Here is a 23,501-nt window from a genome sequence, read left to right as displayed (position 1 = left end):
TCAGCGCTCTCCGATGGTTGCCCCGTCGCGATCCGCTTCCAACGGATCGACGATCTCGCCCTGCGCGGTCAGCGTGCCCTGCGCCAGCCGGATCACCTTCGGGGTGACCGGCGGCTCCAAGGCGGCCACCGCGCGGAGGCCGGACAGGACGTCATCGGGCCGAACGGACGGGGTGACCTGCCGCACGACCAGTTCGAGTATCGCACACGGCACGGCCGCCGCCCCGGAAGGCGTCTCAGCCGGAGCCACGACATCGATCGACACCACTGCCGCGCGGGCGTCGAACGTACGCCGTCCCTGCTTGGTCATCCGCTCGACCTGGATCTCCTCGGCGGCGGTGAACGCCGCCACGGCGGCCGCGAGCACCTTCGGATCGACTTCGGGCAGCTCGATCCGCCAGTACGACGCCTCGATCCGGTCGGCCAGGCTGCCGCCGGTGGCCTCCACCGCGTCGAGGACGTCGAGTCCGGGCGAGAGCGCGGCGTCGAGCGCCTCGCGCAGCCGCGCCGGGTCGACCGGCTCCCGGAGCCCGATCTCCAGGTACTCGGCCTCGCTCGCCACACCCGTCGGGGCGGCCGAGGCGTACGAGATCTTCGGGTGCGGGGTGAAGCCCTGGGAGAAGGCGATCGGCACACCGGCCCGGCGCAACGCGCGCTCGAAGGCCCGGGCGAAGTCCCGGTGCGAGGTGAACCGCAGCGGACCACGCTTGGCGTACCGGATACGGACCCGCTGGACGACGGGGGCCTGGCCGCCCTCGGGTTGAGGCTTTCTGGCGATCGTGAGCTCCTCGGCTGTGCCTGCGTATCGGTCCCATCCTGGCGCAGCGCCCGCCGCGCCCCACACCCGGGGCCACCCCACCCACCCCAAACCCCCACAAACACCGCCGCCCTTCCCTCCACCCCACCGCCTCCCACCCCGCCGCCTCCCACCCCACCCCGTCCAACCCCGTCCAACCCCGTCGATCATGAAGTTGACGGCGAAGTTGATCTCTGATCATGCCGCCAACTTCATGATCGACGGAGCGGGGCGGGGCGGGGCGGAGCGGAGCGGAGCGGGTGCGGGGTGCGGGGTGCAAGGCGGGACGCGCGGGTTGGGGGCTGCGAGGGCGGCCTGCGGGCACCCGAGCTGCGGGCGCCGGGCGCCGGGGCCGGGCGCTCGGCGCCGGGCTGCCGGATGGCCGGCGGGTGCTGGTGCACGCCGCCGGGCCTCCGGCGCGGGACGGGTCAGGAGCGGTTGTCGCCGGGTGGGGCGTACGGGCTCTGACCGGGCGGGGCGTGGGGAGCCTGGTCCTGGGGCGGATAGGCGCCCGCACCGGGTTGGGGATACCCGCCCGGCTGCGGATGTCCACCCGGCTGGGCGTATCCACCCGGCTGGGCGTATCCGCCCTGCTGCGGGTATCCGCCCGGCTGAGGTTGCGCGCCGGGTGGCGGGTAGCCGCCGTAACCGGGCGGTGGGGCGGCCGCGTGACCGGCGGGCACCGGCGGACCCTGCCCACCGCCGTTCATCCGGTCCAGCGCGTCGTCCGGGATCGAGCCGGCTTCGGCCAGTTCGCGCCGGTGACGGCGGCGGTTCCAGATCAGGAACACCACGAGCGCCAGCAGCACCACGACCGCCACGGCGATGCCGATGCCGATGACCATCACCTGCTGGTCGGTGGGACCGCCCCGGTCGCCGTACTTCGTCACGTCGAAGTTGTCGTCCTCGGCGGCGGCCGGCGGCGCGGACCCGCTCGCTGGGGCGGCCCCGAGCAGCGGGTTCGCCGACACCGACGGCACGTCGGCGGTGAGCGCCGCCACCGGGTCGATCCGGCCGAAGCCGAACCGGGGGTCCCGGCCGGGCGGACCGGCGTCCCGGGCGGTGCGGATGATCCGGTTGATCACATCGGGCGCGGAGAGCTTCGGGTGCTTCGACCGGATCAGCGCCACGACGCCGGAGACGACGGCGGCCGCGTCGGAGGTGCCGTCACCCCAGCCGTAGCCCCGGTCCGGGCCGATGTTGTAGACCTCGTCGCCGGGCGCGGCGATCACCGCCTCCGGGCCCTGGGCCGATCCGGACCAGAAGCCTCCGCCCCGCACCGTGCCGGTCACCGCGATCACGCCGGGGATCTTGGCGGGTGAGGTGACGTCCGGGCCGGCCTGCCGGACGTTCCCGGCGGCGGCCACCACGACCACGTCGCGCTCCAGCGCGTACCGGATCGCGGCCTCCTCGACCTCCTCCACGGCTCCGGCGCCGCCGTACGACAGGTTGAGCACCTTCGCCCCGCCGTCGACAGCCATCCGGATGCCCCGCGCGGAGTCGTCCGAGGTGAACGCGTCGCCGGCGGGCTTCCGGATGGGCAGGATCCGGGCGTCGGGCGCGATGCCCACCACCCCGGTCCCGTTGGCCGCGATGATCCCGGCCATGTGGGTGCCGTGACCGTCCGGGTCGCGCCGCCCGTCGCCGGAGTCGCGGGTGCTCCCCCCGGCCAGCAGCTGGCCCCGCATGTCGGGGTGCCCCGCGTCGACGCCGGTGTCCACCACGCCGACGACGACGCCCCGGCCGGTGGAGATCTGGTGCGCCCGGTCGATCCGCAGCTCGTCCAGATACCACTGCTCGGCGCGGCGCGGAGCGGCGACCGCCGGCTGGGCGGCACCCAGCAGCATCAGCCCGGCGAGCAGGCCGGCCGCCACCGGCCGGAGCGCACCGACGTGCACCTTCATCCGTCCGTCCTCATCGCAGGATGCCCGGGGACGCACCGTCACCGGCGCCCCACGGATCGTCGTCCTCAGTCAACCATGACGAGTGCCCTGCCGCGTCGCCGCCGTGACCGGCGCCGCCGTGGCCGCCCATCATTCCGCCGCCCATCATCCCGGCGCCGGCCATCCCGCCACGCGTGCCGGCCGCGCCACCCGGTCCCGCCCCGGCCGCGGCCTTCAACGCGCTGGCCGCGCTGGTCAGTGGCGGGACCTTGCCGTTACCGCCGCCGACCATGCCGGGCAGGCCGCCCATGGCCATGCCGCCGGCCGCGCCGATCCCGCCGCCGCCGATCCCACCGGCCGAACCCAGGCCCGCGCCACCGCCGCCGACGCCGCCACCACCGGCGCTCAGTGCACCCGCGCCACCGCCGCCCAGACCGAGGGTGCTCGGCCCGCCTGCGGTGATCGTGCCGGGCCCGCCCGCGCCGGCCAGACCACTGCCGTACTCCGGGGTGCCCGAGCCGGGGGCGCCACCGAGTCCGGGCGGTCCGCCGGCGGTCGGCGGGGTGTAGGAGCCGCCGCCGGGGATGCCGCCGCCGGGCGCGCCGGGCGGCGGCGTGTACGAACCGCCACCGGGCGTGCCGCCACCGATGCCGGTGCTGCCGATGGACGGCATCGGGCCGCCACCGCCGCCGGGCATGCCGCCACCGGGCATGCCGCCACCGGGCGCGCCGCCACCGGGCAGGCCACCACCGGGTACGCCGGTCGGGGGAACGCGCGGGTCGCCCCGGTAGCCGTCGCCGAAGTCGCCCTTGTGCTGGGGTACGGCCAGCTTGGGGCGCTCGGCCTCCACCGCGGCCGGCAACGGCGCCATCGCCGCGTTGGCCGCCTTCTGGTTGTCGTTGTACCAGTTGTCGAGGTGCGACTTGGTGTCCCACCAGCCGCCACGCTTCTGGTCGCTGGCGTTGCCGTCGATCTTCATGGTGGCTTCGAGGTCGTCGGCCTTGTCGCGGAACGCGCCGTCGGCGTACAACGCCTGGTTGCCCTGGTAGTCGCTGCGCAGGGCGGCGAGGAAGCCGGACTGGCTCTCACCGTCGCGTGCGTCGTCCAGCTCGGTGCCGCCGGGCAGGCTCCACTCGTTCCAGCCGAAGTTGTCCATCAGCGGGATCGGGATGCTCGCCACCGTCTTGCGGATGTCGCCCTCGATCCGCGACAGCGCGCCGCCGACGTTGCTGGCGTGCGTGATGAGTTCCTCGATGTCCTTGCCGATCTCGGACAGGTGCTCGCGGTACGCGTCGCCGCCGCTGCCCTTCCAGCCGGCGAGCATCCCGGGCAGGCCGCCGGTGTGCGGACGCTCCTGACCGGCCGCGATCGGGCCGACGAACGACCGGCCGACGAGGGAGTCGCGCAGGTGGCCGAGAGCGGTGGAGAGGTTGCTCCACCCCGAGCCGACCAGGCCGACGGTGTACGGATCCGCCGACAGCGTCACCTCGCGGACACAGCGTTCCCAGGTGGCTCCAGCCATGACCGTCTCCTCTCTTAGGCCGTGTACGGGTAGGTGGGCGGCTCGGCGCCACCGGGCGGCGGGGCAGCGGACTCCAGCAGCCGCTCGATGTCCTTGCCGTTCGCGGCGTTGCGCTCCTCGGCGTCACGGAACGCCTTGGCGATGTCCTCGGTGCCCTTCTTCAGGCCGGCCAGCTTGGCGGAGAGGCCCTTGAGGTGTGCCTCCATGTTGGCCGTGGAGCGCTCCAGCGCCTGCCACTGCAACCGGGCGTCGGCGAACGCGCCGAACGGGGTGCCGTTCGAGACGATCTGCGGGCTGTTGCTGTCGCCCTTCATGTTCTCCTTGATGCGCTCCATCTCCCAGGAGATGGTGTCCTCGACGTACTGCTTGAGGCGCTCGATGTACTCGGCCGCCGCATCCAGGTCCTCGACGCTGACGTGCAGATCGCCGGTGTCCGGCGGATTGATGCCCATGCTGCCTGTCCTCCCCGCTGCCGGCCCCGGCCGGTCCATTACGGACGCAGCGTATCGAGGAAGGACCAGTCGGGGCACCCCCACCCCGCGTACCGCGCCGGTCACCGGGAAAAGACGACGGAGCGCGGGAACCCGGTCGGGTTCCCGCGCTCCGTGGTGGTGCCGGCGGCCTCAGCCCTGGGCGGCTGCGGGCAGCTTCAGTCCGTTGACCGGGGTGAGCGGCAGCAGCTTGCGGCCGGTCGGGCCGATCTGGATCTCGGTGTCCATGGACGGGCAGACGCCGCAGTCGAAGCAGGGCGTCCAGCGGCAGTCGTCCTGCTCGTACTCCGACAGCGAGTCCTGCCAGTCCTGCCAGAGCCAGTCCTTGTCCAGGCCGGAGTCGAGGTGGTCCCAGGGCAGGACCTCCAGCTCCTCGCGCTCGCGGGTGGTGTACCAGTCGAGGTCCACGCCGTACGCCGGCAGGACCTCGGCGGCGGCGTCGACCCAGCGCTGGTACGAGAAGTGCTCGCTCCAGCCGTCGAACCGGCCGCCGTTCTCCCAGACCTTGCGGATCACCGCGCCGACCCGGCGGTCGCCCCGGGACAGCAGGCCCTCGATCAGCGACGGCTCACCGTCGTGGTAGCGGAAGCCGATCGCCCGGCCGAGCGAGCGGTCGCTGTTGATCGCCTGCTTGAGCAGCTTGAGCCGGCCGTCGATGACCTCCGGCCGCTCCATCGAGGCCCACTGGAACGGGGTGTGCGGCTTCGGCACGAACCCGCCGATGGAGACCGTGCAGCGGATGTCCTTGGACCCGGTGGCCGCGCGGCCGGCCCGGATCACCTCGTGCGCCATGTCGGCGATCTCCAGGACGTCCTCGTCGGTCTCGGTGGGCAGGCCGCACATGAAGTAGAGCTTCACCTGGCGCCAGCCGTTGGAGTACGCGGTGACGACGGTGCGGATGAGGTCTTCCTTCGACACCATCTTGTTGATCACCTTGCGGATCCGCTCCGACCCGCCCTCGGGGGCGAAGGTCAGACCGGTCCGGCGCCCGTTGCGGGACAGCTCCTGCGCCAGGTCGATGTTGAACGCGTCCACCCGGGTCGAGGGCAGCGACAGCGAGACGTTCGTGCCCGCGTACTGCTCGGCCAGGCCGGAGCACATGTCGCCGATCTCCGAGTGGTCGGCCGACGACAGCGACAGCAGGCCCACCTCGTGGAAGCCGGAGAACTCCAGTCCTTCCTTGACCATCTGGCCGACGGTGGTGATCGAACGCTCCCGCACCGGGCGGGTGATCATGCCGGCCTGGCAGAACCGGCAGCCCCGGGTGCAGCCCCGGAAGATCTCCACCGCGTACCGCTCGTGCACCGTCTCGGCGAGCGGGACCAGGGGCTTCTTCGGGTACGGCCAGGCGTCCAGGTCCATGGTCGTGCGCTTGTGCACCCGGAACGGCACGTCCGGGCGGTTCGGCACCACCCGCTGGATCCGGCCGTCGGGCAGGTAGTCGACGTCGTAGAAGCGCGGCACGTAGACGCTCTCGGTGCGGGCCAGCCGCAGCAGCAGCTCGTCCCGGCCGCCCGGGGAGCCCTCGGCCTTCCACTCCCGCACGATGGCGGTGATCTCCAGCACCGCCTCCTCGCCGTCGCCGAGCACCGCGGCGTCGACGAAGTCGGCGATCGGCTCCGGGTTGAACGCGGCGTGCCCGCCGGCCACGATCACCGGGTCGGCGTCGGTGCGGTCGGCGGCGAGCATCGGGATGCCGGCCAGGTCGATCGCGGTGAGCAGGTTGGTGTAGCCCAGCTCGGTGGAGAACGAGACGCCGAACACGTCGAAGTCACGCACCGGGCGGTGGGCGTCGACGGTGAACTGCGGCACGCCGTGGGCGCGCATCAGCTTCTCCAGGTCCGGCCAGACCGCGTACGTCCGCTCGGCCAGCACGTCGGGCAGCTCGTTGAGCACCTCGTACAGGATCTGCACGCCCTGGTTGGGCAGGCCCACCTCGTACGCGTCCGGATACATCAGCGCCCACCGGACGGTCGCGGCGTCCCAGTCCTTGACCACCGCGCCGAGTTCTCCACCCACGTACTGGATGGGCTTGGTCACCTGCGGCAGCAACGGCTCCAGCCGGGGCCAGACCGAGTTGGCGGCGGCGGGACGCGGGGTCGTGGACGGGGCACTCATGATGCCCAAGCGTACGCGGTGCCCCCGCCCTCCCCCGCGCCCGCGCCCGTGTCCGCCGGGTTGATCAAGGAGTTTGTGCGCTCTCCGGCGCTCCCGACGGACACGAACTCCTTGATCACCGGAGTGGGGCCGGGGAGCGGGCGAATTCGTCCTGGGTGGCGGGGCGGTACTAACCTCGCAACGGGCGCGAGAGGAGATAGCCGCGATGCCGCAGCCGCAGCCGGGGGCGGACCGGCCGGCCGACGGGGCCGAGAGGCCCTCAGTCACCGAGCCGCCGACCGCCGCCGACACCGAGGACGCCACCGGCGCCTCGGCTCCGGCGTCCCCGTCCGGCACGCCGGAGGCCGCCACCGACGACCGGACCTCCGACGGGGTGCCGGCCGACCAGCCGTCCGGCGCCGCCGAGAGCGGGCCGCACGACGGTACGCCCCACCGCCGGCCGTCCGACGTCGCGCCGGCCGAGCAGTCGGAACAGGCCGAACCCGCGCGGCTGGACGAACCGGCCGAGCAGGCTCTGCGGGACGACCAGGCTGAACCGGCACCGCGAGACCGACGAGCCGGACCGGCACCGGCGGACCCGGCCGGCACCGCCCCGCTCGACGACGCGAGCCCGCACCCACCGGCCGACGACGCCACCGTCCCCACCGGCACGGCCGACGCCCACGCGAGCGCGACGGCCGCCGACGCCCCCACCGACGACGCCGGAATGCCGGCCGACGCGCCCACCGGCGACGAGGCTCCGACCGTCGACGCCGCAGCGCCGGACGGCGTCGACGCCACCCCGCCCGTATCTGTCACCCGGGCCCGGGGATCCGCGGCGGTTCCCGGCCGCACCACGCCCGTCCCCACGCCCCGGACCGGGCGCCCGCCGGATCCGACCCGGATCGACGTCGCGCCGCAGCCGCCCCGGCCCGCGAAGACTCCGGACCCCACCAGGGTCGAGAACGCCCCGGCCTCCGCGCGGGCCGCGAACACGCCGGACCCGACCCGCGTGGAGAACACCCCGGATCCGACCCGGGTCGAGGCGGCCGCGCCCCGCTGGAGCGGTTCCGCCGCCGTACCGCCACCGCCGCCGCGCCGGCCTGCCTGGGGCGAGTCCGCCGAGCCCACGCCGGTGCCGCCGCACGCGTCGCCGGAAGAGGCCACACCTGTCGACCCGTGGGCGGGGGTCGACACCACCGGCTGGGAGCTGCACGCGCCCGAACTGCCGCCGCTGACGCCGACGCTGCCCTACACCGCGCCCTGGGCCACGCCGGGGAACCCCCATCCGGCCCACCCGGCGCCACCGGCGGCCCACCCGGCCCAACCCGCGCCGCAGTCGGCGCCACCGGCCCATGCCGCGCCGCCCGCCGCCCGCCCGGTCTCACCGCCGCCGCACAGTCCGCCGTACCCCGGACCCGCCCGGCCGGTCTCACCGCCGCCCAGCCCGCCGTACCCCGGACCGGCCCGGCCGGTCTCGCCGCCGCACCATCCCGGCCCGCCGGCCGCGCGTCCCCTGCCACCGGCGGCGCCCGTCGCGCCGCCGGCGAAGCCCGGACGGCCGCCGAAGCAGCGCCGGGGCAAGGCCGGGCCGCCGGTCGCGCCGCCGCCGGGCTGGCAGCAGCCGCCCAAGCGGACCCGCCGCCGGCGTCGCTGGCCCTGGGTGCTGCTGCTCTCCGTCGCCTGCTGCTGCGGTCTCCCGCTCTGGTGGTTCCAGCCGATCTCCAGCCAGTACCCGGCCAGCGCCAGCCTCCCGGACCAGATCGACTCGATGCGGCTGCGCCAGGACGACACCAGCCGGGCCGCCGCCGAGGAGCTGAAGTCCCGGGTACGCGAGTCGAACCTGCTGGCCGAGGACACGTTCGCCGGCATCTACAGCACGAGCGACGGCAAGCGGGTGACGCTGTTCGGCAGCACCGGGCTGCGGTTCAACCCGGAGTCGGACGCCAAGTCGGAGATCGAACGTCTCGCCGGGGACTACGCCCTGCAGGAGTCGGTGGTGGTGGACACCGGCGTACGGGGACGCCACGAGCGCTGCGCGGTCGGCCGGGCGGACGGTGACTCGGTGGTGGTCTGCGTATCGGCCGACCACGGCAGCCTCACCACGGGCGTGTTCACCCGGCTGTCGGTGGACGACAGCGGGCGGCTGCTGAACGACCTGCGCAAGCGCGTGGTGGTGCCGAAGTCGTGACCGCTCAGGCGGTCTGCTCGCCGCCGGCCTGGTCGCCGGTGGCCTGGTCGGCGCGCTTCGGGGCGTAGCGCGGGACGTACTCCTGGCCGCTGAGCTTCTGGATCTCGGCCATCATCTCGTCGGTCATCGCGCGCAGCGACGTGCGGTCGTCGGGACGGCCGGTGAAGTCCAGCGGCTTGCCGAACTTTATGGTGATCTTGGCGCGGCCCGGTCGCGGGATCCGCGTGCCGATCGGCTGGGCCTTGTCGGTGCCGGTCACGCCGACCGGGATGATCGGCACACCCGCGGCGATCGCCAGCCGGACGGTGCCGGTACGCCCGCGGTAGAGCCGCCCGTCCGGGGAGCGGGTGCCCTCCGGGTAGACGGCTACCAGGTCACCGGCCTTGAGCACCGGGATCGCCGCGTCGAACGCGGTCAGCGCCGCCCGGCCGCCGGCCCGCTCGACCGGGATGGCGCCCAGCCCGGTGAGCACGAACTTCGAGAAGCCGCCCTTGACCCCGGTGCCCTTGAAGTACTCCGACTTGGCCCAGAACGCCAGGTGACGGGGCACCACGGTGCCGAGGAGCAGCTCGTCGGCGACGGAGAGATGGTTGCTGGCGAAGATCGCGCCACCGGTCGCCGGGATGTGCTCCAAACCCTCCACGTGCGGACGGAAGGCCAACCGGAGCGCGGGCGCCACGGTGAGCTTGCCGATGGTGTAGAGCAGGGGCACGGGTCCTCCGGCGGTCGTACGTGAAACAGGCGCTGTCACGGTAGCGGACGCGGCCGTCCGCCACCGAGCGGGTGGCCCGCAGTCCACTCGCTGGGGCCGGGCCCTCCTCCACCCGAGGGGGTGCAGGAGGGCCCGGTCCGCTCACACCTTGCGGACCGTCACCGTCACGCGCTCGCCCTCGCCGGCCTCGCCGGCGAAGCCGTCGAGGCCCTCGGCGAAGTCGATGCTGTCGGCGAGCACCTCCCGGGCCACGAACCCGGTGTACGCGGCGACCGCCGCGCGCACCTCCTCGGACGCGGAGACGGCCACCGTGATCCGGTCGGAGACGTCCAGGTCGGCCTCGCGGCGGGCCTGCTGCACGACGCGGACCACGTCCCGGGCCAGCCCTTCGGCCGCCAGTTCCGGCGTGACCTCGGTGTCCAGCACTACCACTCCCTCACCGCCCGGCAGCGGCGCGGAGTGCTCGGCGTCGGCGGCGACCAGGCGCAGCTCGTACTCGCCCTCGGCCAGCGTGACCCCGGCGGCGACCGGGGCGCCGTCGCGCAGCTCCCACTCCCCCGCCTTGACCGCCTTGATCACCTGCTGCACGGCCTTGCCGACGCGCGGGCCGAGCGCCCGCGGCACCACGGTGAGCACCTGCTGGCAGTACGCGGACACCTCGTCGGTGAGTACGACCTCCTTGACGTTCACCTCGTCGGCGACCAGGTCGGCGAAGGGCCGCAGCTGGTCCGCGACGGGCGACGCCACGGTCAGCTTCGCCAGCGGCAGTCGCACCCGCAGACCCTTGGCCTTGCGCAGCGACAGCGCCGCCGAGGCGACCGCCCGCACATTGTCCATCGCGGAGACCAGCTCGTGGTCGGCCGGGAACTCGGCCGCGTCCGGCCAGTCGGTCAGGTGCACCGACCGCTCGCCGGTCAGCCCGCGCCAGATCTCCTCCGCGGTCAGCGGCGCCAGCGGCGCCACCACCCGGCACAGCGTCTCCAGAACCGTCGAGAGCGTGTCGAACGCGTCCGCGTCCCCGGCCCAGAACCGGTCCCGGGACCGGCGCACGTACCAGTTGGTCAGCGCGTCCAGGTAGGACCGCACGGTGGCGCACGCACCGGAGATGTCGTACGCGTCCATCTGCGCGCCGACGGTCGCCACCAGCTCGTTGGTCTTCGCCAGCACGTACCGGTCGAGCACGTTCGCCGAGTCGGTACGCCGACGCGCGGTGTAGCCGTCGGCGTTGGCGTACAGCGAGAAGAAGTACCAGACGTTCCACAGCGGCAGCAGCACCTGGCGCACCGCGTCCCGGATGCCCGACTCGGTGACCGCCATGTCGCCGCCGCGCAGCACCGGCGAGGACATCAGCATCCACCGCATCGCGTCCGACCCGTAGGAGTCGAACACGTGGTAGACGTCCGGGTAGTTGCGCAGGCTCTTGGACATCTTGCGTCCGTCCGAGCCGAGCAGGATGCCGTGGCTCAGGCAGTTGCGGAACGCCGGCCTGTCGAACAGCGCCGTGGCCAGCACGTGCATGGTGTAGAACCAGCCGCGGGTCTGCCCGATGTACTCGACGATGAAGTCACCCGGGTAGTGGTGCTCGAACCACTCCCGGTTGGAGAACGGGTAGTGCACCTGGGCGAACGGCATCGAGCCGGACTCGAACCAGCAGTCCAGCACCTCCGGCACCCGGCGCATCATCGACTTGCCCGTCGGGTCGTCCGGGTTGGGGCGGACCAGGTCGTCCACCGCCGGCCGGTGCAAGTCGGTCAGGCGTACGCCGAAGTCCCGCTCGATCTGCTCCAGCGAACCGTAGACGTCCACGCGCGGGTAGTTCGGGTCGTCGGACTTCCACACCGGGATCGGCGAGCCCCAGAACCGGTTGCGGCTGATCGACCAGTCCCGGGCGTTCGCCAGCCACTTACCGAACGAGCCGTCCTTGATGTGGCCGGGCGTCCAGTTGATCTGCTGGTTCAGCTCGACCATCCGGTCCTTGAACTTGGTCACCGCCACGAACCACGACGACACCGCCTTGTAGACCAGCGGGGTGTCGCAGCGCCAGCAGTGCGGGTAGGAGTGGGTGTAGGTGTCCTGGCGCAGCACCACCCCCCGCTCCTTCAGCTCCCGGATCACCGGCTTGTTCACGTCGAAGACCTGCTCGCCCTGGTACGGCGGCACCAGCGCGGTGAACCGGGTGTGGTCGTCCACGGTCACGACGGTGGGGATGCCGGCCGCGTTGCAGGTGTTCTGGTCGTCCTCACCGAAGGCGGGCGCCAGGTGGACGATCCCGGTGCCGTCCTCGGTGGTGACGAAGTCCGCGCCGAGCACCTGGTAGGCGTTCGGGCCGGCCGGCTCGACCAGGAAGTCGTAGAGCGGCGTGTAGCGGCGTCCGACCAGGTCGCGGCCGTACACGGTGCCGACCTGCTCGTACCCCTCCAGCTCCTTGGCGTACGCGCCGAGGCGCGCGGCGCCGACGACGTAGCGCTCACCACTGCGCTCGCTGTCGGGGGAACCCCGGTGTTCCAGCACGGCGTACTCGATGTCGGGGCCGACGGCGAGCGCCAGGTTCGACGGCAGCGTCCACGGCGTGGTCGTCCAGACGCCGAGCTTGACCGGCCCGCGCAGCGGCTCCGGCGCGTTCTCGTCAGCGGTCAGCTCGAACCAGACGGTGAGCGTCGGGTCGTGCCGGTCCCGGTAGACGTCGTCCATCCGGGTCTCGGTGTTCGACAGCGGCGTCTCGCACCGCCAGCAGTACGCGAGCACCCGGAAGCCCTCGTAGACCAGGCCCTTGTCGTGCAGGGTCTTGAAGGCCCACATGACGCTTTCCATGTAGTCCAGGTCGAGCGTCTTGTAGTCGTTGGCGAAGTCGACCCAGCGGGCCTGCCGGGTGACGTACCGCTCCCAGTCGTGGGTGAACTCCAGCACCGACGTGCGGCAGGCGTCGTTGAACCGGGCCACGCCGAGGTCGAGGATCTCCGCCTTGGTGGTGATGCCGAGCTGCTTCTCGGCCACCACCTCGGCGGGCAGGCCGTGGCAGTCCCAGCCGAACCGGCGCTCGACGTGCTTGCCGCGCATGGTCTGGTAGCGCGGCACCACGTCCTTGACGTAGCCGGTGAACAGGTGGCCGTAGTGCGGCAGGCCGTTGGCGAACGGCGGGCCGTCGTAGAAGACGTACTCGTTCTCGCCGTTCCGGCCCGCGTCGCGGGCCTCCACCGACGCCTCGAAGGTCTTGTCGGCCGTCCAGTGCTCCAGCACCCGGCGCTCGACCGCGGGCAGGTCCGGGCTCGCCGGGACGCCGGCGCCGGTCGGGTCGTGCAACGGATAGGCCATCGCCTGTCGCTCTCCCTCAGCAGCTCACTCGTCTGTGGTCTGCGAGGACGAGCCGAATCCGGTACGCCGTGACCGGCGCCCGGGCGTGGCCCGCGGTACCACCCCGCTTGGCGGTCGAGGTGCGACCGCCCGCTCGTTGGCCGGCTGTGACGGGCCGTCCCGTCCGGTTCTACTGAGCCGGTGACCCGGCCGTTCTTCCGGAGGCTCACCGGTGATGGCCGGGTCGTCGCCTGTGCGCTCAAGCGTACTCGACCCCCCGCCCGCCGCGCCGCCGAGTATCGCCCGCCCCGCCCCGGCGATCATGAGGTTGACCCGGTCATGACCACCGTCACACCGCCGTGCCGTCACACCGCACCCGCCGTGTCCCGTCCTGTCCGCGTACCCGAACCTCAAGGAGGCGGCGATGAGCCGGATGGACATGGCAGCGGTGGCACCCGAGGCGTACCAGGCCGTGCTGGGCCTGGAGAAGTACGTCCGGACGAACGTGGACCACACCGTGCTGGAGCTGGTGAAGCTGCGGGCGTCGATGCTCAACGGCTGCGCGTTCTGCGTGGACATGCACAGCCGGGAGGCGCTGGGGGCCGGGGAGGACAGCCGCCGGCTGTTCGCGGTCGCGGCGTGGCGGGAGGCGCCGTTCTTCGACGAGCGGGAGCGGGCCGCGCTGGCCCTCACCGACGCGGTGACCCGGCTCGGCGAGCACGGCGTGCCGGACGACGTCTGGGACGCCGCGGCGAAGGTGTGGTCGGAGAAGGAACTGGCCGACCTGGTGGTGGCGATCGCCACCATCAACGTGTGGAACCGGGTCGCGGTGACCTCTCAGACGCAGCCGCCGGCGTCGGTCTGACAGCCGACACACGACGGCCCCGGTCCCGCGAAGGCGCGGGCCGGGGCCGTCGGCGTATCGGTCAGGCCAGCTCGGGGAACCAGAGCGCGATCTCGCGCTTGGCGCTGTCCGCCGAGTCGGAGGCGTGCACCAGGTTCTCCCGGTTCGACAGCGACAGGTCACCGCGGATGGTGCCGGCGGCGGCCTTGCGGCCGTCGGTGCTGCCGATCATCGCGCGCACCACCTCGATCACCTGGTCGCCGGAGAGCACCAGCGCCACCAGCGGGCCACTGGTCATGAACGTCTTCAGCGGCGGGTAGAACGGCTTCTCGACGTGCTCGGCGTAGTGCTGGTCGGCGAAGTCGCCGTCCATGGTCCGGCTCACCATCGCGTCGATCCGCAGGCCCTTGCGCTCGAAACGGGACAGGATCTCGCCCACCAGACCGCGGCGCACCGCGTCGGGCTTGATCAGTACGAGCGTCCGCTCGTCCGGGCTGCTGCTGGACACGCTGGGTTCCTCCTGCGCACTCAAACGGGGTTCGGCTGGGTACGGTCAGCGTAGCGACCCGGTCCCGGCGCCGGTGCGGCGGCTGCGTCTTCCCTGGCCCGCCGCGGCGGCCTAGCCTGGCCCTGGAACCCCTGGGAGGTCCACTGTGGCGAATGGCGGGAACCGCACGATCGCGCCGGTACGCAAACTGATCGGGGCGGTGCTCGGCACCGTCGCCACCTTCGTGACCGTGTTCGGGCTCGGTATGACCAGCTGGGCCATCGTGGCCCTCGGCGTGGCGCTGCTGGTGCTGGCGATCGCCCTGGCCACGGTACGCGGCGGCGGCCGCACCTGGGTGATCGGCCTGGGGCACGTGCACAGCGCCTCCGAACCACCCACCCAGTACGCGTTCGGCCGGTGCGAGCTGCAACTGGTCATTGACGCGCCGGGGCTGCCGCCCCGCTCCAAGAAGATCATCGAGCCTCGGGTGCCGGTCGCCAAGTGGCCCTCGCTGGGCCAGGCGCTGCCGGTCCGGGTGGCGCTGGACGACCAGCGGCACGTACGCGTGCTCTGGGACGAGGTGCCCACGCACGCCGAGAGCGCCGCCGCGGTCGCCGACCTGCCGCCCGAGTACGCCGCCGAGCCGGACCCGCTGGACGAGCCGCTGATCGCGCAGGAGGCTCCGCCGTGGGCCGGGCGCGCGCCGGAGGACGACTTCCGCGACGACTACCCGCCCGCGCCGGACCCGTACCTGGACGACGTGCCGCCCCGCGCCGAGGAACGCGAGCCGGTGGTGCTGCACCAGAGCCCCGGCGGCCCGGTGGTGCTCGAGGGACAGCTCGTCGAACGGACCGACCGGGCGGCCGGCCCCGGCCCGCTCCCCCGCCGTGCCCCGGTGCCCCGCTCGCCGGCCGAGGAGCCGGTGGACACGGTGCCGGTCCAGACCGTGCTCGTCGACCCCGGGCCGGCGGACACCGGGCCCGCCGACACCGCACGGGCCGGATCGGGACCGGCCGACACCGGGACCGACCCGATCGACCTGGCGCTGGACGACCCGTCGGACGCGCCTCGGCGCTCCGACGTACCGCCGACGGCCGAGGAACTGGACGAGGCGATCTTCGGCCCGTCCGGCGCGGCCGAACCGGACGAGCTGGCCAGCCCGATCAGCGGCGTCGGCATCACGCTGCTCGTCACCGACCTGGACCGGTCCCTCGACTTCTACCGGGAACTCGGCTTCGACGAGCTGGACCGGGGCGAGGGCAACGCCGTGCTCTCCTCCGGCCCGACCCGGCTCGTGCTGCGCCGGGTGACCGGTGCCGCCCCGATCAGCCGCCGGCTGGTGCACGTCAACCTGGAGGTCGACGACATCCAGGGCGCGTACGAGCGGCTGCGCGACTCCGGCGTCCGGTTCACGTACGCCCCGCGCGTGGTCAACCGGGGCACCAAGCTGGAGGTGTGGGCGGCTGCTTTCCGCGACCCCGACGGCCACGGCGTCGCGCTGACGCAGTGGCGCACCCTCGCCCAGGTGTAAGGAAGGGCCCCTTCTTAACGCCTCAGGTAGAGGAAGGGGCCCTTCTTAACACCGCGCAGCCCGCAGCGACGACGCTCAGCCGAGGATGACCCGCCGCACGTGCAGCGCGAACGCCCACACCAGCGCGAACATCACCCCGAGCGCGAACAGCGACCAGTGCAGCAGCCCGGAGAGCAGGAGCAGTCCCTGGATCGCGGTGCCGGCGTGCCACGCCCACGGGCGGCGCATCATGCCGGCGAGCACCACACAGGCGACCGCCAGCGCGACGATCGCGCCGATCGCCGCGCCGCTCAGGTCACCGCCGACCACCCGGATCGGCTGGATCGCCAGCAGCAGCACCAGTGCCTCCAGCGCCATCGTGCCGGCGCCGAGTCCGCGTACCGCCTTGTCCGGGTTCCGCAGCCCGGACCGCCGCACGCCACCCGCCGGCTCCGAATCGCCCGCCGGCTCCGAACCGCCCGCCGGCTCCGGGCCGGTCGGGCGGGGCTGCGGGCCGGTCATCGCTTGAGCAGCCGGCGGGCGTCGGCCACTGTCACCACCGATCCGGTGACCAGCACGCCCACCCCGGACAGCTCACCCGGTACGTCCGACTCGGCCTCCGCCACCGCCGCCTCGATGGCGTCGGGCATCTCCCGGGCCACCTGCACCCGCTCCGGCCCGAAGATCTCCCGCGCCAGCTCGGCCAGCTCGTCCACCGGCATCGCCCGGGCCGAGCTGTTCTCCGCGACCACGATCGAGTCGAGCACCGGTTCGAGCAGTTCGAGCAGGCTCGCCGCGTCCTTGTCGCCGAGCACCGCCAGCACGCCGACGAGCTTGCTGAACGCGAACTCCTCCTGCACCGCGGCGACGGTGGCGGCCATCCCGTGCGGGTTGTGCGCGCCGTCGAGCAGCACTGTCGGCGCGCTACGCACCCGCTCCAGCCGGCCCGGCGAACTGGTCGCGGCGAAGCCCTCGCGGACCGCCTCGATGTCGAGCTGCCGCCGGGCGCCGGCGCCGAGGAACGCCTCCACGGCGGCCAGCGCCACCGCCGCGTTCTGCGCCTGGTGCGCGCCGTGCAGCGGGATGAAGATCTCCTCGTACACTCCGCCCAGGCCTTGGATGGTCAGCACCTGGCCGCCGACCGCGACCGCCCGGCGCAGTACGCCGAACTCGGCGCCCTCGCGCGCGACAGTGGCGTTGACCTCGGCGCAGCGTTCCAGGATCGGACGGGCCGCCTCCTCCTCCTGCGCCGCCGCGATGACGGTGGCGCCGGGGTGGATGATGCCCGCCTTGTGCAGCGCGATGTCCTCGATCGTGTCGCCGAGCCACTCGGTGTGGTCCAGGCCGATCGGGGTGATCACGGCGACGCCGGCCTGGATGACGTTCGTCGCGTCCTCCGCGCCGCCGAGCCCGACCTCCACCACCGCCACATCGACGGGGGCGTCGGCGAACGTGGCGAACGCCAGCGCCGTGGTCATGTCGAAGTACGTCAGCGGCTCGGCGAACCGCTGGTCGACCAGCTCGGCCAGCGGCGCGATCTCACGGTACGTGGACACGAACCGCTCCTCGCCCACCGGCTCGCCGTCCAGGCTGATCCGCTCCCGGACGGTCTCCAGGTGCGGGCTGGTGTAGCGGCCGGTGTGCAGCCCGAACGCCCGCAGCAGCGAGTCGATCATCCGGGCCGTCGAGGTCTTGCCGTTGGTGCCGGTCAGGTGGATCGACGGGTACGCCCGCTGCGGGCTGCCCAGCAGGTCGAGCAGGGTTTCGATCTTCTCCAGCTCGAAGTGCATCCGGGTGAAGCCGCGCGCGTTGAGCGCGGCCTCCACCTCGGCGAACGCGGTGCGGTCGGTGCGGTCGCTCACGAGGGCAGCGCCTCCAGGGCGGCGTCGATCCGGACCAGGTCCGCCTCGGCCACCGCCAGCCGTTCGCGGATCTTCGCCACCACCGGCTCGGGCGCCTTGCCGACGAACGCCGGGTTGTCCAGCTTCGCCCGCGCCTGGGTGGCCTCCTTCTCGGCTGCCGCCCGGTCCTTGGTGAGCCGGGCCCGCTCGGCGGCCACGTCGATCGAGCCGCGGGTGTCGAGCGCGACGCTCACCTCACCGGGCATGGCCAGCGTGGCGCTGGCCTGGAAGTCGTCACCGGGTGCGTCGAGCCGGGCGAGCGAGCGCACCAGCGGCTCGTGCGCCGCGATGCCCGCGCCGGCCAGGCCGTCGAGGCGCGCGGCGACCCGCTGGGTGGGACGCAGCCCCTGGTCCGACCGGAACCGCCGGACCTCGGTCACCACCCGCTGCAGGGTGCCGACTTCGCCCTCCGCGGCGTCGTCGATCAGGGTACGGTCGGCGACCGGCCAGGACGCCGTCAGTACGGTCTCGCCGCCGCTGAGCGCGGACCACAGCTCGTCGGTGACGAACGGGATGACCGGGTGCAGCAGCCGCAGGAGCTGGTCCAGCACGTGGCCCAGCACCCGGCGGGTGGCGTCGGCGGCGGGGCCGCCCTCGGCCAGCACCGGCTTGCTCAGCTCCACGTACCAGTCGCAGACGTCGTCCCACGCGAAGTGGTAGAGCAGGTCGCAGACCTTCGCGAACTCGTACGCCTCGAACTGCTCGTCGACCTCGGCGGTGACGTGCGCCAGCCGGGACAGGATCCACCTGTCGACGGTGGAGAGGTCGCCGGCGTCCGGCAGCGGGCCGTCGGTGTGCGCGCCGTTGAGCAGCGCGAACCGGGTGGCGTTCCAGAGCTTGTTGCAGAAGTTGCGGGAGCCCTGGCACCACTCCTCGCTGACCGGCACGTCCTGCCCGGGGTTGGCGCCCCGGGCCAGCGTGAACCGGGTGGCGTCGGCGCCGAACCGGTCGATCCAGTCCAGCGGGTCGACCACGTTGCCGAACGACTTCGACATCTTCTTGCCGTGCTCGTCGCGGACCATGCCGTGCAGCGCCACCACGTCGAACGGCTGCACGCCGTCCATCGCGTACAGGCCGAACATCATCATCCGGGCGACCCAGAAGAACAGGATGTCGTAGCCGGTGACCAGCACGCTGGTCGGGTAGAACTTCGCCAGGTCGGGGGTGCGCTCGGGCCAGCCGAGCGTGGAGAACGGCCACAGCCCGCTGGAGAACCAGGTGTCCAGGACGTCCTCGTCCTGCCGCCAGCCCTCGCCGGACGGCGGCTCCTCGTCCGGCCCGACGCAGACGATCTCGCCGTCCGGGCCGTACCAGACGGGGATGCGGTGACCCCACCACAGCTGGCGGGAGATGCACCAGTCGTGCATGTTGTCGACCCAGGCGAAGTAGCGCTTGGCCAGCTCGGCCGGCTCGATCTTCACCCGGCCGTCGCGCACCGCGTCACCGGCGGCCTTCGCGAGCGGGGCGGTGTTGACGAACCACTGCAGCGACAGCCGCGGCTCGACGGTCGTCTTGCACCGCGAGCAGTGCCCCACGGCGTGCAGGTACGGCCGCTTCTCGGCGACGATCCGGCCCTGCTCGCGCAGCGCCGCGACGATGGCCGGGCGGGCCTCGTACCGGTCCAGGCCCTCGAACGGGCCGGGCGCGGTGATGACGCCGCGCTCGTCCATGATCGTCAGTGAGGGCAGGTCGTGCCGCTGGCCGATCTCGAAGTCGTTCGGGTCGTGCGCCGGGGTCACCTTGACCATGCCGGTGCCGAAGCTCGGGTCGACGTGCTCGTCGGCGACGATCGGAATCCGCCGGTCGGTGAGCGGCAGCTCCACCTCGGTGCCGATCAGGTGCCGGTAGCGCTCGTCGTCCGGGTGCACCGCCACCGCGGTGTCACCGAGCATGGTCTCCGCCCGGGTGGTCGCCACCACGACCTCGTCGCCGTAGCGGATCGAGACGAGCTCGCCCTCGTCGTCGGTGTGCTCCACCTCGATGTCGGACAGCGCGGTGAGGCAGCGCGGGCACCAGTTGATGATCCGGTTGGCCCGGTAGATGAGCCCGTCGTCGAAGAGCTTCTTGAACATGGTCTGCACGGCCCGGGACAGGCCCTCGTCCATGGTGAAGCGCTCGCGGTCCCAGTCGACGGCGTCGCCGAGCCGCCGCATCTGGCCGAGGATCGCGCCGCCGGACTCGGCCTTCCACTGCCAGACCCGCTCGACGAACTTCTCCCGTCCGAGGTCGTGTCGGGACAGCCCCTCACCGGCGAGCTGCCGCTCGACCAGGTTCTGGGTGGCGATGCCGGCGTGGTCCATGCCCGGCAGCCAGAGCGCCTCGTACCCCTGCATCTTCTTGCGCCGGGTGAGCGCGTCCATGAGCGTGTGCTCGAACGCGTGGCCCATGTGCAGCGAGCCGGTGACGTTCGGCGGCGGGATGACGATGGTGAACGGCGGCTTCTCGCTGTCCGCCGACGCCCGGAAGTGCCCGCCGGCTACCCACTGCTCGTACCGTCGCTGCTCTACCTCGCCGGGCTGGTACTGGCCGGCGAGGGTCGGGGCGTCGGGGCGTCGGGCATCCAGTCTCTCGGTCACCCTGAAAGTCTACGGAGCGCTTTCGGGGACCCGACGTGCACCACCTGTGATTCGCGTACGGTGGCGGTCATGTCCGACGCGCACCTCACCGAGCGCCCGGTCGACGGGGGTTCCGATCCGGTCGAGCTGACCGATGAGCCGATCGAGCTGAGCCGCCGCGATCCCGCGCAGGAACCCGAACGCCGTCCTGTCTCCCGGCGCCGAAAGATCATTCTGTCCGCCCTGCTGGCGGTCGGCCTGGCCGGGGCCGGTGCGCTCGGGCTGAGCGGCTGGCGGGTGATCCAGCAGAAGGACACCACGCTCGGCCAGCCGGCCGAGGTGGCCGGGCTGGTCCGGGACGACAGTGAGCGGGCCCGCAGCACGGCCGACTACCTGCGCGACGGGCTGGCCGCCGACATCGAGCTGGACCGCGGCTACGGAGCGGTCTACTCCGACCGCGGGGACGCCAAGCGCTCGGTGCTGCTGTTCGGCGGCACCACGCTGCTCTGGCAGCCCGAACGCGACCTGGACACCCTGTTCGGGCTGATGGCCGACGAGACCGGCCGGGTGGCAGGGCTGCGCGAGGTGGACGCGGGCCGCCTGGGCGGCGTCATGAAGTGCGGTACGACAAGCGGCGACGGCGGCGACTTCGCGGTCTGCGGGTGGGCCGACCACGGCAGCGTGGTGATGGGCATGTTCCCGGGCCGCCGGGTCGACGACGCCGCGGCGCTGTTCCGCGAGATCCGCGAGTCGGTTCAGAGCCGCTGATTGAGGGCCGGCCTTCGGGCCGGCTTCCCGTAAACGCAATTCAGGGCCACCCCCGTTTGGGGGTGGCCCTGAATTGGAAAGGTTGTCCGGCGGTGTCCTACTCTCCCACACCCTCCCGAGTGCAGTACCATCGGCGCTGGAGGGCTTAGCTTCCGGGTTCGGAATGTTACCGGGCGTTTCCCCTCCGCCATGACCGCCGTAACTCTATGAACATGTCAACCAACCCTGGTGGGTGGTGGTTTGTTCAGAGTTGCACAGTGGACGCGTAGCAGCTTGGTAGTCAAGTCCTCGGCCTATTAGTACCGGTCAACTGAACCCGTTACCGGGCTTACATTTCCGGCCTATCAACCCAGTCGTCTAGCTGGGGGCCTTACCCCACAATGTGGGTGGGATACCTCATCTTGAAGCGAGCTTCCCGCTTAGATGCTTTCAGCGGTTATCCCTTCCGAACGTAGCTAACCAGCCGTGCCCCTGGCGGGACAACTGGCACACCAGAGGTTCGTCCGTCCCGGTCCTCTCGTACTAGGGACAGCCCTTCTCAAGTATCCTACGCGCACGGCGGATAGGGACCGAACTGTCTCACGACGTTCTAAACCCAGCTCGCGTACCGCTTTAATGGGCGAACAGCCCAACCCTTGGGACCTGCTACAGCCCCAGGATGCGACGAGCCGACATCGAGGTGCCAAACCATCCCGTCGATATGGACTCTTGGGGAAGATCAGCCTGTTATCCCCGGGGTACCTTTTATCCGTTGAGCGACACCGCTTCCACATGCCAGTGCCGGATCACTAGTCCCGACTTTCGTCCCTGCTCGACCTGTCAGTCTCACAGTCAAGCTCCCTTGTGCACTTGCACTCAACACCTGATTGCCAACCAGGCTGAGGGAACCTTTGGGCGCCTCCGTTACCCTTTAGGAGGCAACCGCCCCAGTTAAACTACCCACCAGACACTGTCCCTGAACCGGATAACGGTCCGAAGTTAGATACCCAAATCAACCAGAGTGGTATTTCAAGATTGCCTCCACCCATACTGGCGTATGGACTTCACCGGCTCCCACCTATCCTACACAAGCTAATTCAGATACCAATGTCAAGCTATAGTAAAGGTCCCGGGGTCTTTCCGTCCTGCCGCGCGTAACGAGCATCTTTACTCGTAATGCAATTTCGCCGGGCCTGTGGTTGAGACAGTGGGGAAGTCGTTACGCCATTCGTGCAGGTCGGAACTTACCCGACAAGGAATTTCGCTACCTTAGGATGGTTATAGTTACCACCGCCGTTTACTGGCGCTTAAGTTCTCCGCTTCGCCCCGAAGAGCTAACAGGTCCCCTTAACGTTCCAGCACCGGGCAGGCGTCAGTCCATATACATCGAATTACTTCTTCGCATGGACCTGTGTTTTTAGTAAACAGTCGCTTCCCCCTGCTCTCTGCGGCCATACAACGCTCCACCCGCGCGGGGCTTCACGTCTCCGGCCCCCCTTCTCCCTAAGTTACGGGGGCAATTTGCCGAGTTCCTTAACCACAGTTCGCCCGATCGCCTCGGTATTCTCTACCTGACCACCTGTGTCGGTTTGGGGTACGGGCCGCTAAGAACTCGCTAGAGGCTTTTCTCGGCAGCATAGGATCACTGACTTCACCTGAATCGGCTCGGCATCACGTCTCAGCCCTGATGGTGTGCGGATTTGCCTACACACCGGCCTACACGCTTACCCCGGCACAACCACCGGCCGGGCTCAGCTACCTTCCTGCGTCACCCCATCGCTTGACTACTACCCGCCAGGTTCCCACGCTCCCCGCTTTTGGTCCGAAGACCGCCGGCAGTTCGGGTGGTTAGCACAACGAGGTTCGTCAGGGTCGCTCTTTCGCGGGTACGGGAATATCAACCCGTTGTCCATCGACTACGCCTCTCGGCCTCGCCTTAGGTCCCGACTCACCCAGGGCGGATTAGCCTGGCCCTGGAACCCTTGGTCATCCGGCGGAAGGGTTTCTCACCCTTCTTTCGCTACTCATGCCTGCATTCTCACTCGTGCCGCGTCCACAACTGGGTCACCCCGCTGCTTCACCCCCGGCACGACGCTCCCCTACCCATCCACACACCTGCATACCCCATCAAGGAGGCACGAAGTTGAAATGTGAATGCCACAGCTTCGGCGGTGTGCTTGAGCCCCGCTACATTGTCGGCGCGGAACCACTTGACCAGTGAGCTATTACGCACTCTTTAAAGGGTGGCTGCTTCTAAGCCAACCTCCTGGTTGTCTATGCGACCCCACATCCTTTTCCACTTAGCACACGCTTAGGGGCCTTAGCTGGTGATCTGGGCTGTTTCCCTCTCGACTACGAAGCTTATCCCCCGCAGTCTCACTGCCGCGCTCTCACTTACCGGCATTCGGAGTTTGGCTGATTTCGGTAAGCTTGTGGGCCCCCTAGACCATCCAGTGCTCTACCTCCGGCAAGAAA

15 protein-coding genes and 2 rRNA genes (1 of these 17 only partly in view) are annotated in these 23,501 nt (G+C 71.3%); 4 read left to right on the top strand and 13 right to left on the bottom strand.

What is annotated here, in order from left to right; translation table 11 throughout:
* The 5 genes from O7604_RS15955 to O7604_RS15935 all read right to left on the bottom strand — a co-directional run bounded on the left by O7604_RS15955 (position 1) and on the right by O7604_RS15935 (position 6,809).
* Complete coding sequence (locus O7604_RS15955) at positions 1-720, bottom strand: TIGR03936 family radical SAM-associated protein (RefSeq protein WP_281579971.1); 720 nt, start codon at positions 718-720, stop codon at positions 1-3.
* Positions 721-1,223: 503 nt separating this feature from the next.
* Complete coding sequence (gene mycP, locus O7604_RS15950) at positions 1,224-2,699, bottom strand: type VII secretion-associated serine protease mycosin (protein WP_281576986.1); 1,476 nt, start codon at positions 2,697-2,699, stop codon at positions 1,224-1,226.
* Positions 2,700-2,709: 10 nt separating this feature from the next.
* Positions 2,710-4,200, bottom strand: coding sequence for a hypothetical protein (locus O7604_RS15945; RefSeq protein WP_281576985.1), 1,491 nt, complete (start codon positions 4,198-4,200; stop codon positions 2,710-2,712).
* 14 nt (positions 4,201-4,214) lie between these two features.
* Entirely contained in the window at positions 4,215-4,652 is a 438-nt protein-coding gene (locus tag O7604_RS15940; protein ID WP_269704557.1) for a hypothetical protein, read from the bottom strand.
* 171 nt (positions 4,653-4,823) lie between these two features.
* Positions 4,824-6,809, bottom strand: a complete 1,986-nt coding sequence (locus O7604_RS15935; protein ID WP_269704556.1) for a TIGR03960 family B12-binding radical SAM protein — start codon at positions 6,807-6,809, stop codon at positions 4,824-4,826.
* Positions 6,810-7,014: 205 nt separating this feature from the next.
* Here O7604_RS15935 and O7604_RS15930 point away from each other — a divergent pair, with 205 nt between their 5' ends.
* On the top strand, positions 7,015-8,979 hold the full coding sequence (locus O7604_RS15930; RefSeq protein ID WP_281576984.1) for a hypothetical protein: 1,965 nt from the start codon (positions 7,015-7,017) through the stop codon (positions 8,977-8,979).
* Between the two features lie 4 nt (positions 8,980-8,983).
* Here O7604_RS15930 and O7604_RS15925 read toward each other — a convergent pair whose 3' ends face one another.
* Both O7604_RS15925 and ileS read right to left on the bottom strand, forming a co-directional pair.
* Positions 8,984-9,691 (bottom strand): lysophospholipid acyltransferase family protein, encoded by a 708-nt coding sequence (locus O7604_RS15925; protein ID WP_281576983.1) that lies wholly within the window; start codon positions 9,689-9,691, stop codon positions 8,984-8,986.
* A 141-nt stretch (positions 9,692-9,832) separates the two neighbouring features.
* On the bottom strand, positions 9,833-13,003 hold the full coding sequence (gene ileS, locus O7604_RS15920; protein ID WP_281576982.1) for an isoleucine--tRNA ligase: 3,171 nt from the start codon (positions 13,001-13,003) through the stop codon (positions 9,833-9,835).
* A gap of 403 nt (positions 13,004-13,406) precedes the next feature.
* Here ileS and O7604_RS15915 point away from each other — a divergent pair, with 403 nt between their 5' ends.
* The gene (locus tag O7604_RS15915; protein ID WP_269704552.1) at positions 13,407-13,847 is read left to right on the top strand and encodes a carboxymuconolactone decarboxylase family protein; all 441 of its coding nucleotides are present in this window, start codon (positions 13,407-13,409) and stop codon (positions 13,845-13,847) included.
* 61 nt (positions 13,848-13,908) lie between these two features.
* On the opposite strand, the gene ndk is transcribed toward O7604_RS15915, so the two are convergent.
* Positions 13,909-14,334: a nucleoside-diphosphate kinase gene (gene ndk / locus O7604_RS15910; protein WP_269704551.1), complete on the bottom strand. Its 426-nt coding sequence runs from the start codon at positions 14,332-14,334 to the stop codon at positions 13,909-13,911.
* Between the two features lie 145 nt (positions 14,335-14,479).
* Here ndk and O7604_RS15905 point away from each other — a divergent pair, with 145 nt between their 5' ends.
* A complete protein-coding gene (locus O7604_RS15905) occupies positions 14,480-15,844 on the top strand; it encodes a VOC family protein (RefSeq protein ID WP_281576981.1) in 1,365 nt (454 codons plus the stop codon).
* A 75-nt stretch (positions 15,845-15,919) separates the two neighbouring features.
* Here O7604_RS15905 and O7604_RS15900 read toward each other — a convergent pair whose 3' ends face one another.
* From O7604_RS15900 to O7604_RS15890, 3 genes are all read right to left on the bottom strand, one after another.
* On the bottom strand, positions 15,920-16,345 hold the full coding sequence (locus O7604_RS15900; protein ID WP_281576980.1) for a DUF4233 domain-containing protein: 426 nt from the start codon (positions 16,343-16,345) through the stop codon (positions 15,920-15,922).
* Positions 16,342-17,613, bottom strand: a complete 1,272-nt coding sequence (locus O7604_RS15895) for a folylpolyglutamate synthase/dihydrofolate synthase family protein (protein WP_269707024.1) — start codon at positions 17,611-17,613, stop codon at positions 16,342-16,344. The genes O7604_RS15900 and O7604_RS15895 overlap by 4 nt, the downstream gene beginning before the upstream one ends.
* A gap of 68 nt (positions 17,614-17,681) precedes the next feature.
* Positions 17,682-20,300 carry a valine--tRNA ligase gene (locus O7604_RS15890; protein WP_281576979.1) on the bottom strand — a complete coding sequence of 873 codons (2,619 nt, stop codon included), beginning with the start codon at positions 20,298-20,300 and terminating at the stop codon, positions 17,682-17,684.
* A gap of 69 nt (positions 20,301-20,369) precedes the next feature.
* Between O7604_RS15890 and O7604_RS15885 the strand changes: the two genes are divergently transcribed.
* Positions 20,370-21,047, top strand: a complete 678-nt coding sequence (locus O7604_RS15885; RefSeq protein ID WP_281576978.1) for a hypothetical protein — start codon at positions 20,370-20,372, stop codon at positions 21,045-21,047.
* Between the two features lie 84 nt (positions 21,048-21,131).
* Here the strand turns inward: O7604_RS15885 and rrf are convergent.
* Both rrf and O7604_RS15875 read right to left on the bottom strand, forming a co-directional pair.
* Positions 21,132-21,248: ribosomal RNA gene (gene rrf / locus O7604_RS15880) — 5S ribosomal RNA — on the bottom strand.
* 75 nt (positions 21,249-21,323) lie between these two features.
* A 23S ribosomal RNA gene (locus O7604_RS15875) occupies positions 21,324-23,501 on the bottom strand (it continues 932 nt past the right edge of the window).

This window comes from Micromonospora sp. WMMA1947 (genome assembly GCF_027497355.1).
Classification (GTDB): Bacteria; Actinomycetota; Actinomycetes; order Mycobacteriales; family Micromonosporaceae; genus Micromonospora.
The sequence above is the reverse complement of the archived record's forward strand: the minus strand, read 5'-3'. Positions and strand labels throughout refer to the sequence as shown.

Coding starts and splice junctions, on each gene's coding strand:
- mycP (WP_281576986.1), bottom strand. CDS start 2,699: ATGAAGGTGCACGTCGGTGCGCTCCGGCCGGTGGCGGCCGGCCTGCTC.
- O7604_RS15945 (WP_281576985.1), bottom strand. CDS start 4,200: ATGGCTGGAGCCACCTGGGAACGCTGTGTCCGCGAGGTGACGCTGTCG.
- O7604_RS15940 (WP_269704557.1), bottom strand. CDS start 4,652: ATGGGCATCAATCCGCCGGACACCGGCGATCTGCACGTCAGCGTCGAG.
- O7604_RS15935 (WP_269704556.1), bottom strand. CDS start 6,809: ATGAGTGCCCCGTCCACGACCCCGCGTCCCGCCGCCGCCAACTCGGTC.
- O7604_RS15930 (WP_281576984.1), top strand. CDS start 7,015: ATGCCGCAGCCGCAGCCGGGGGCGGACCGGCCGGCCGACGGGGCCGAG.
- ileS (WP_281576982.1), bottom strand. CDS start 13,003: ATGGCCTATCCGTTGCACGACCCGACCGGCGCCGGCGTCCCGGCGAGC.
- O7604_RS15915 (WP_269704552.1), top strand. CDS start 13,407: ATGAGCCGGATGGACATGGCAGCGGTGGCACCCGAGGCGTACCAGGCC.
- O7604_RS15900 (WP_281576980.1), bottom strand. CDS start 16,345: ATGACCGGCCCGCAGCCCCGCCCGACCGGCCCGGAGCCGGCGGGCGGT.
- O7604_RS15895 (WP_269707024.1), bottom strand. CDS start 17,613: ATGCACTTCGAGCTGGAGAAGATCGAAACCCTGCTCGACCTGCTGGGC.
- O7604_RS15885 (WP_281576978.1), top strand. CDS start 20,370: ATGTCCGACGCGCACCTCACCGAGCGCCCGGTCGACGGGGGTTCCGAT.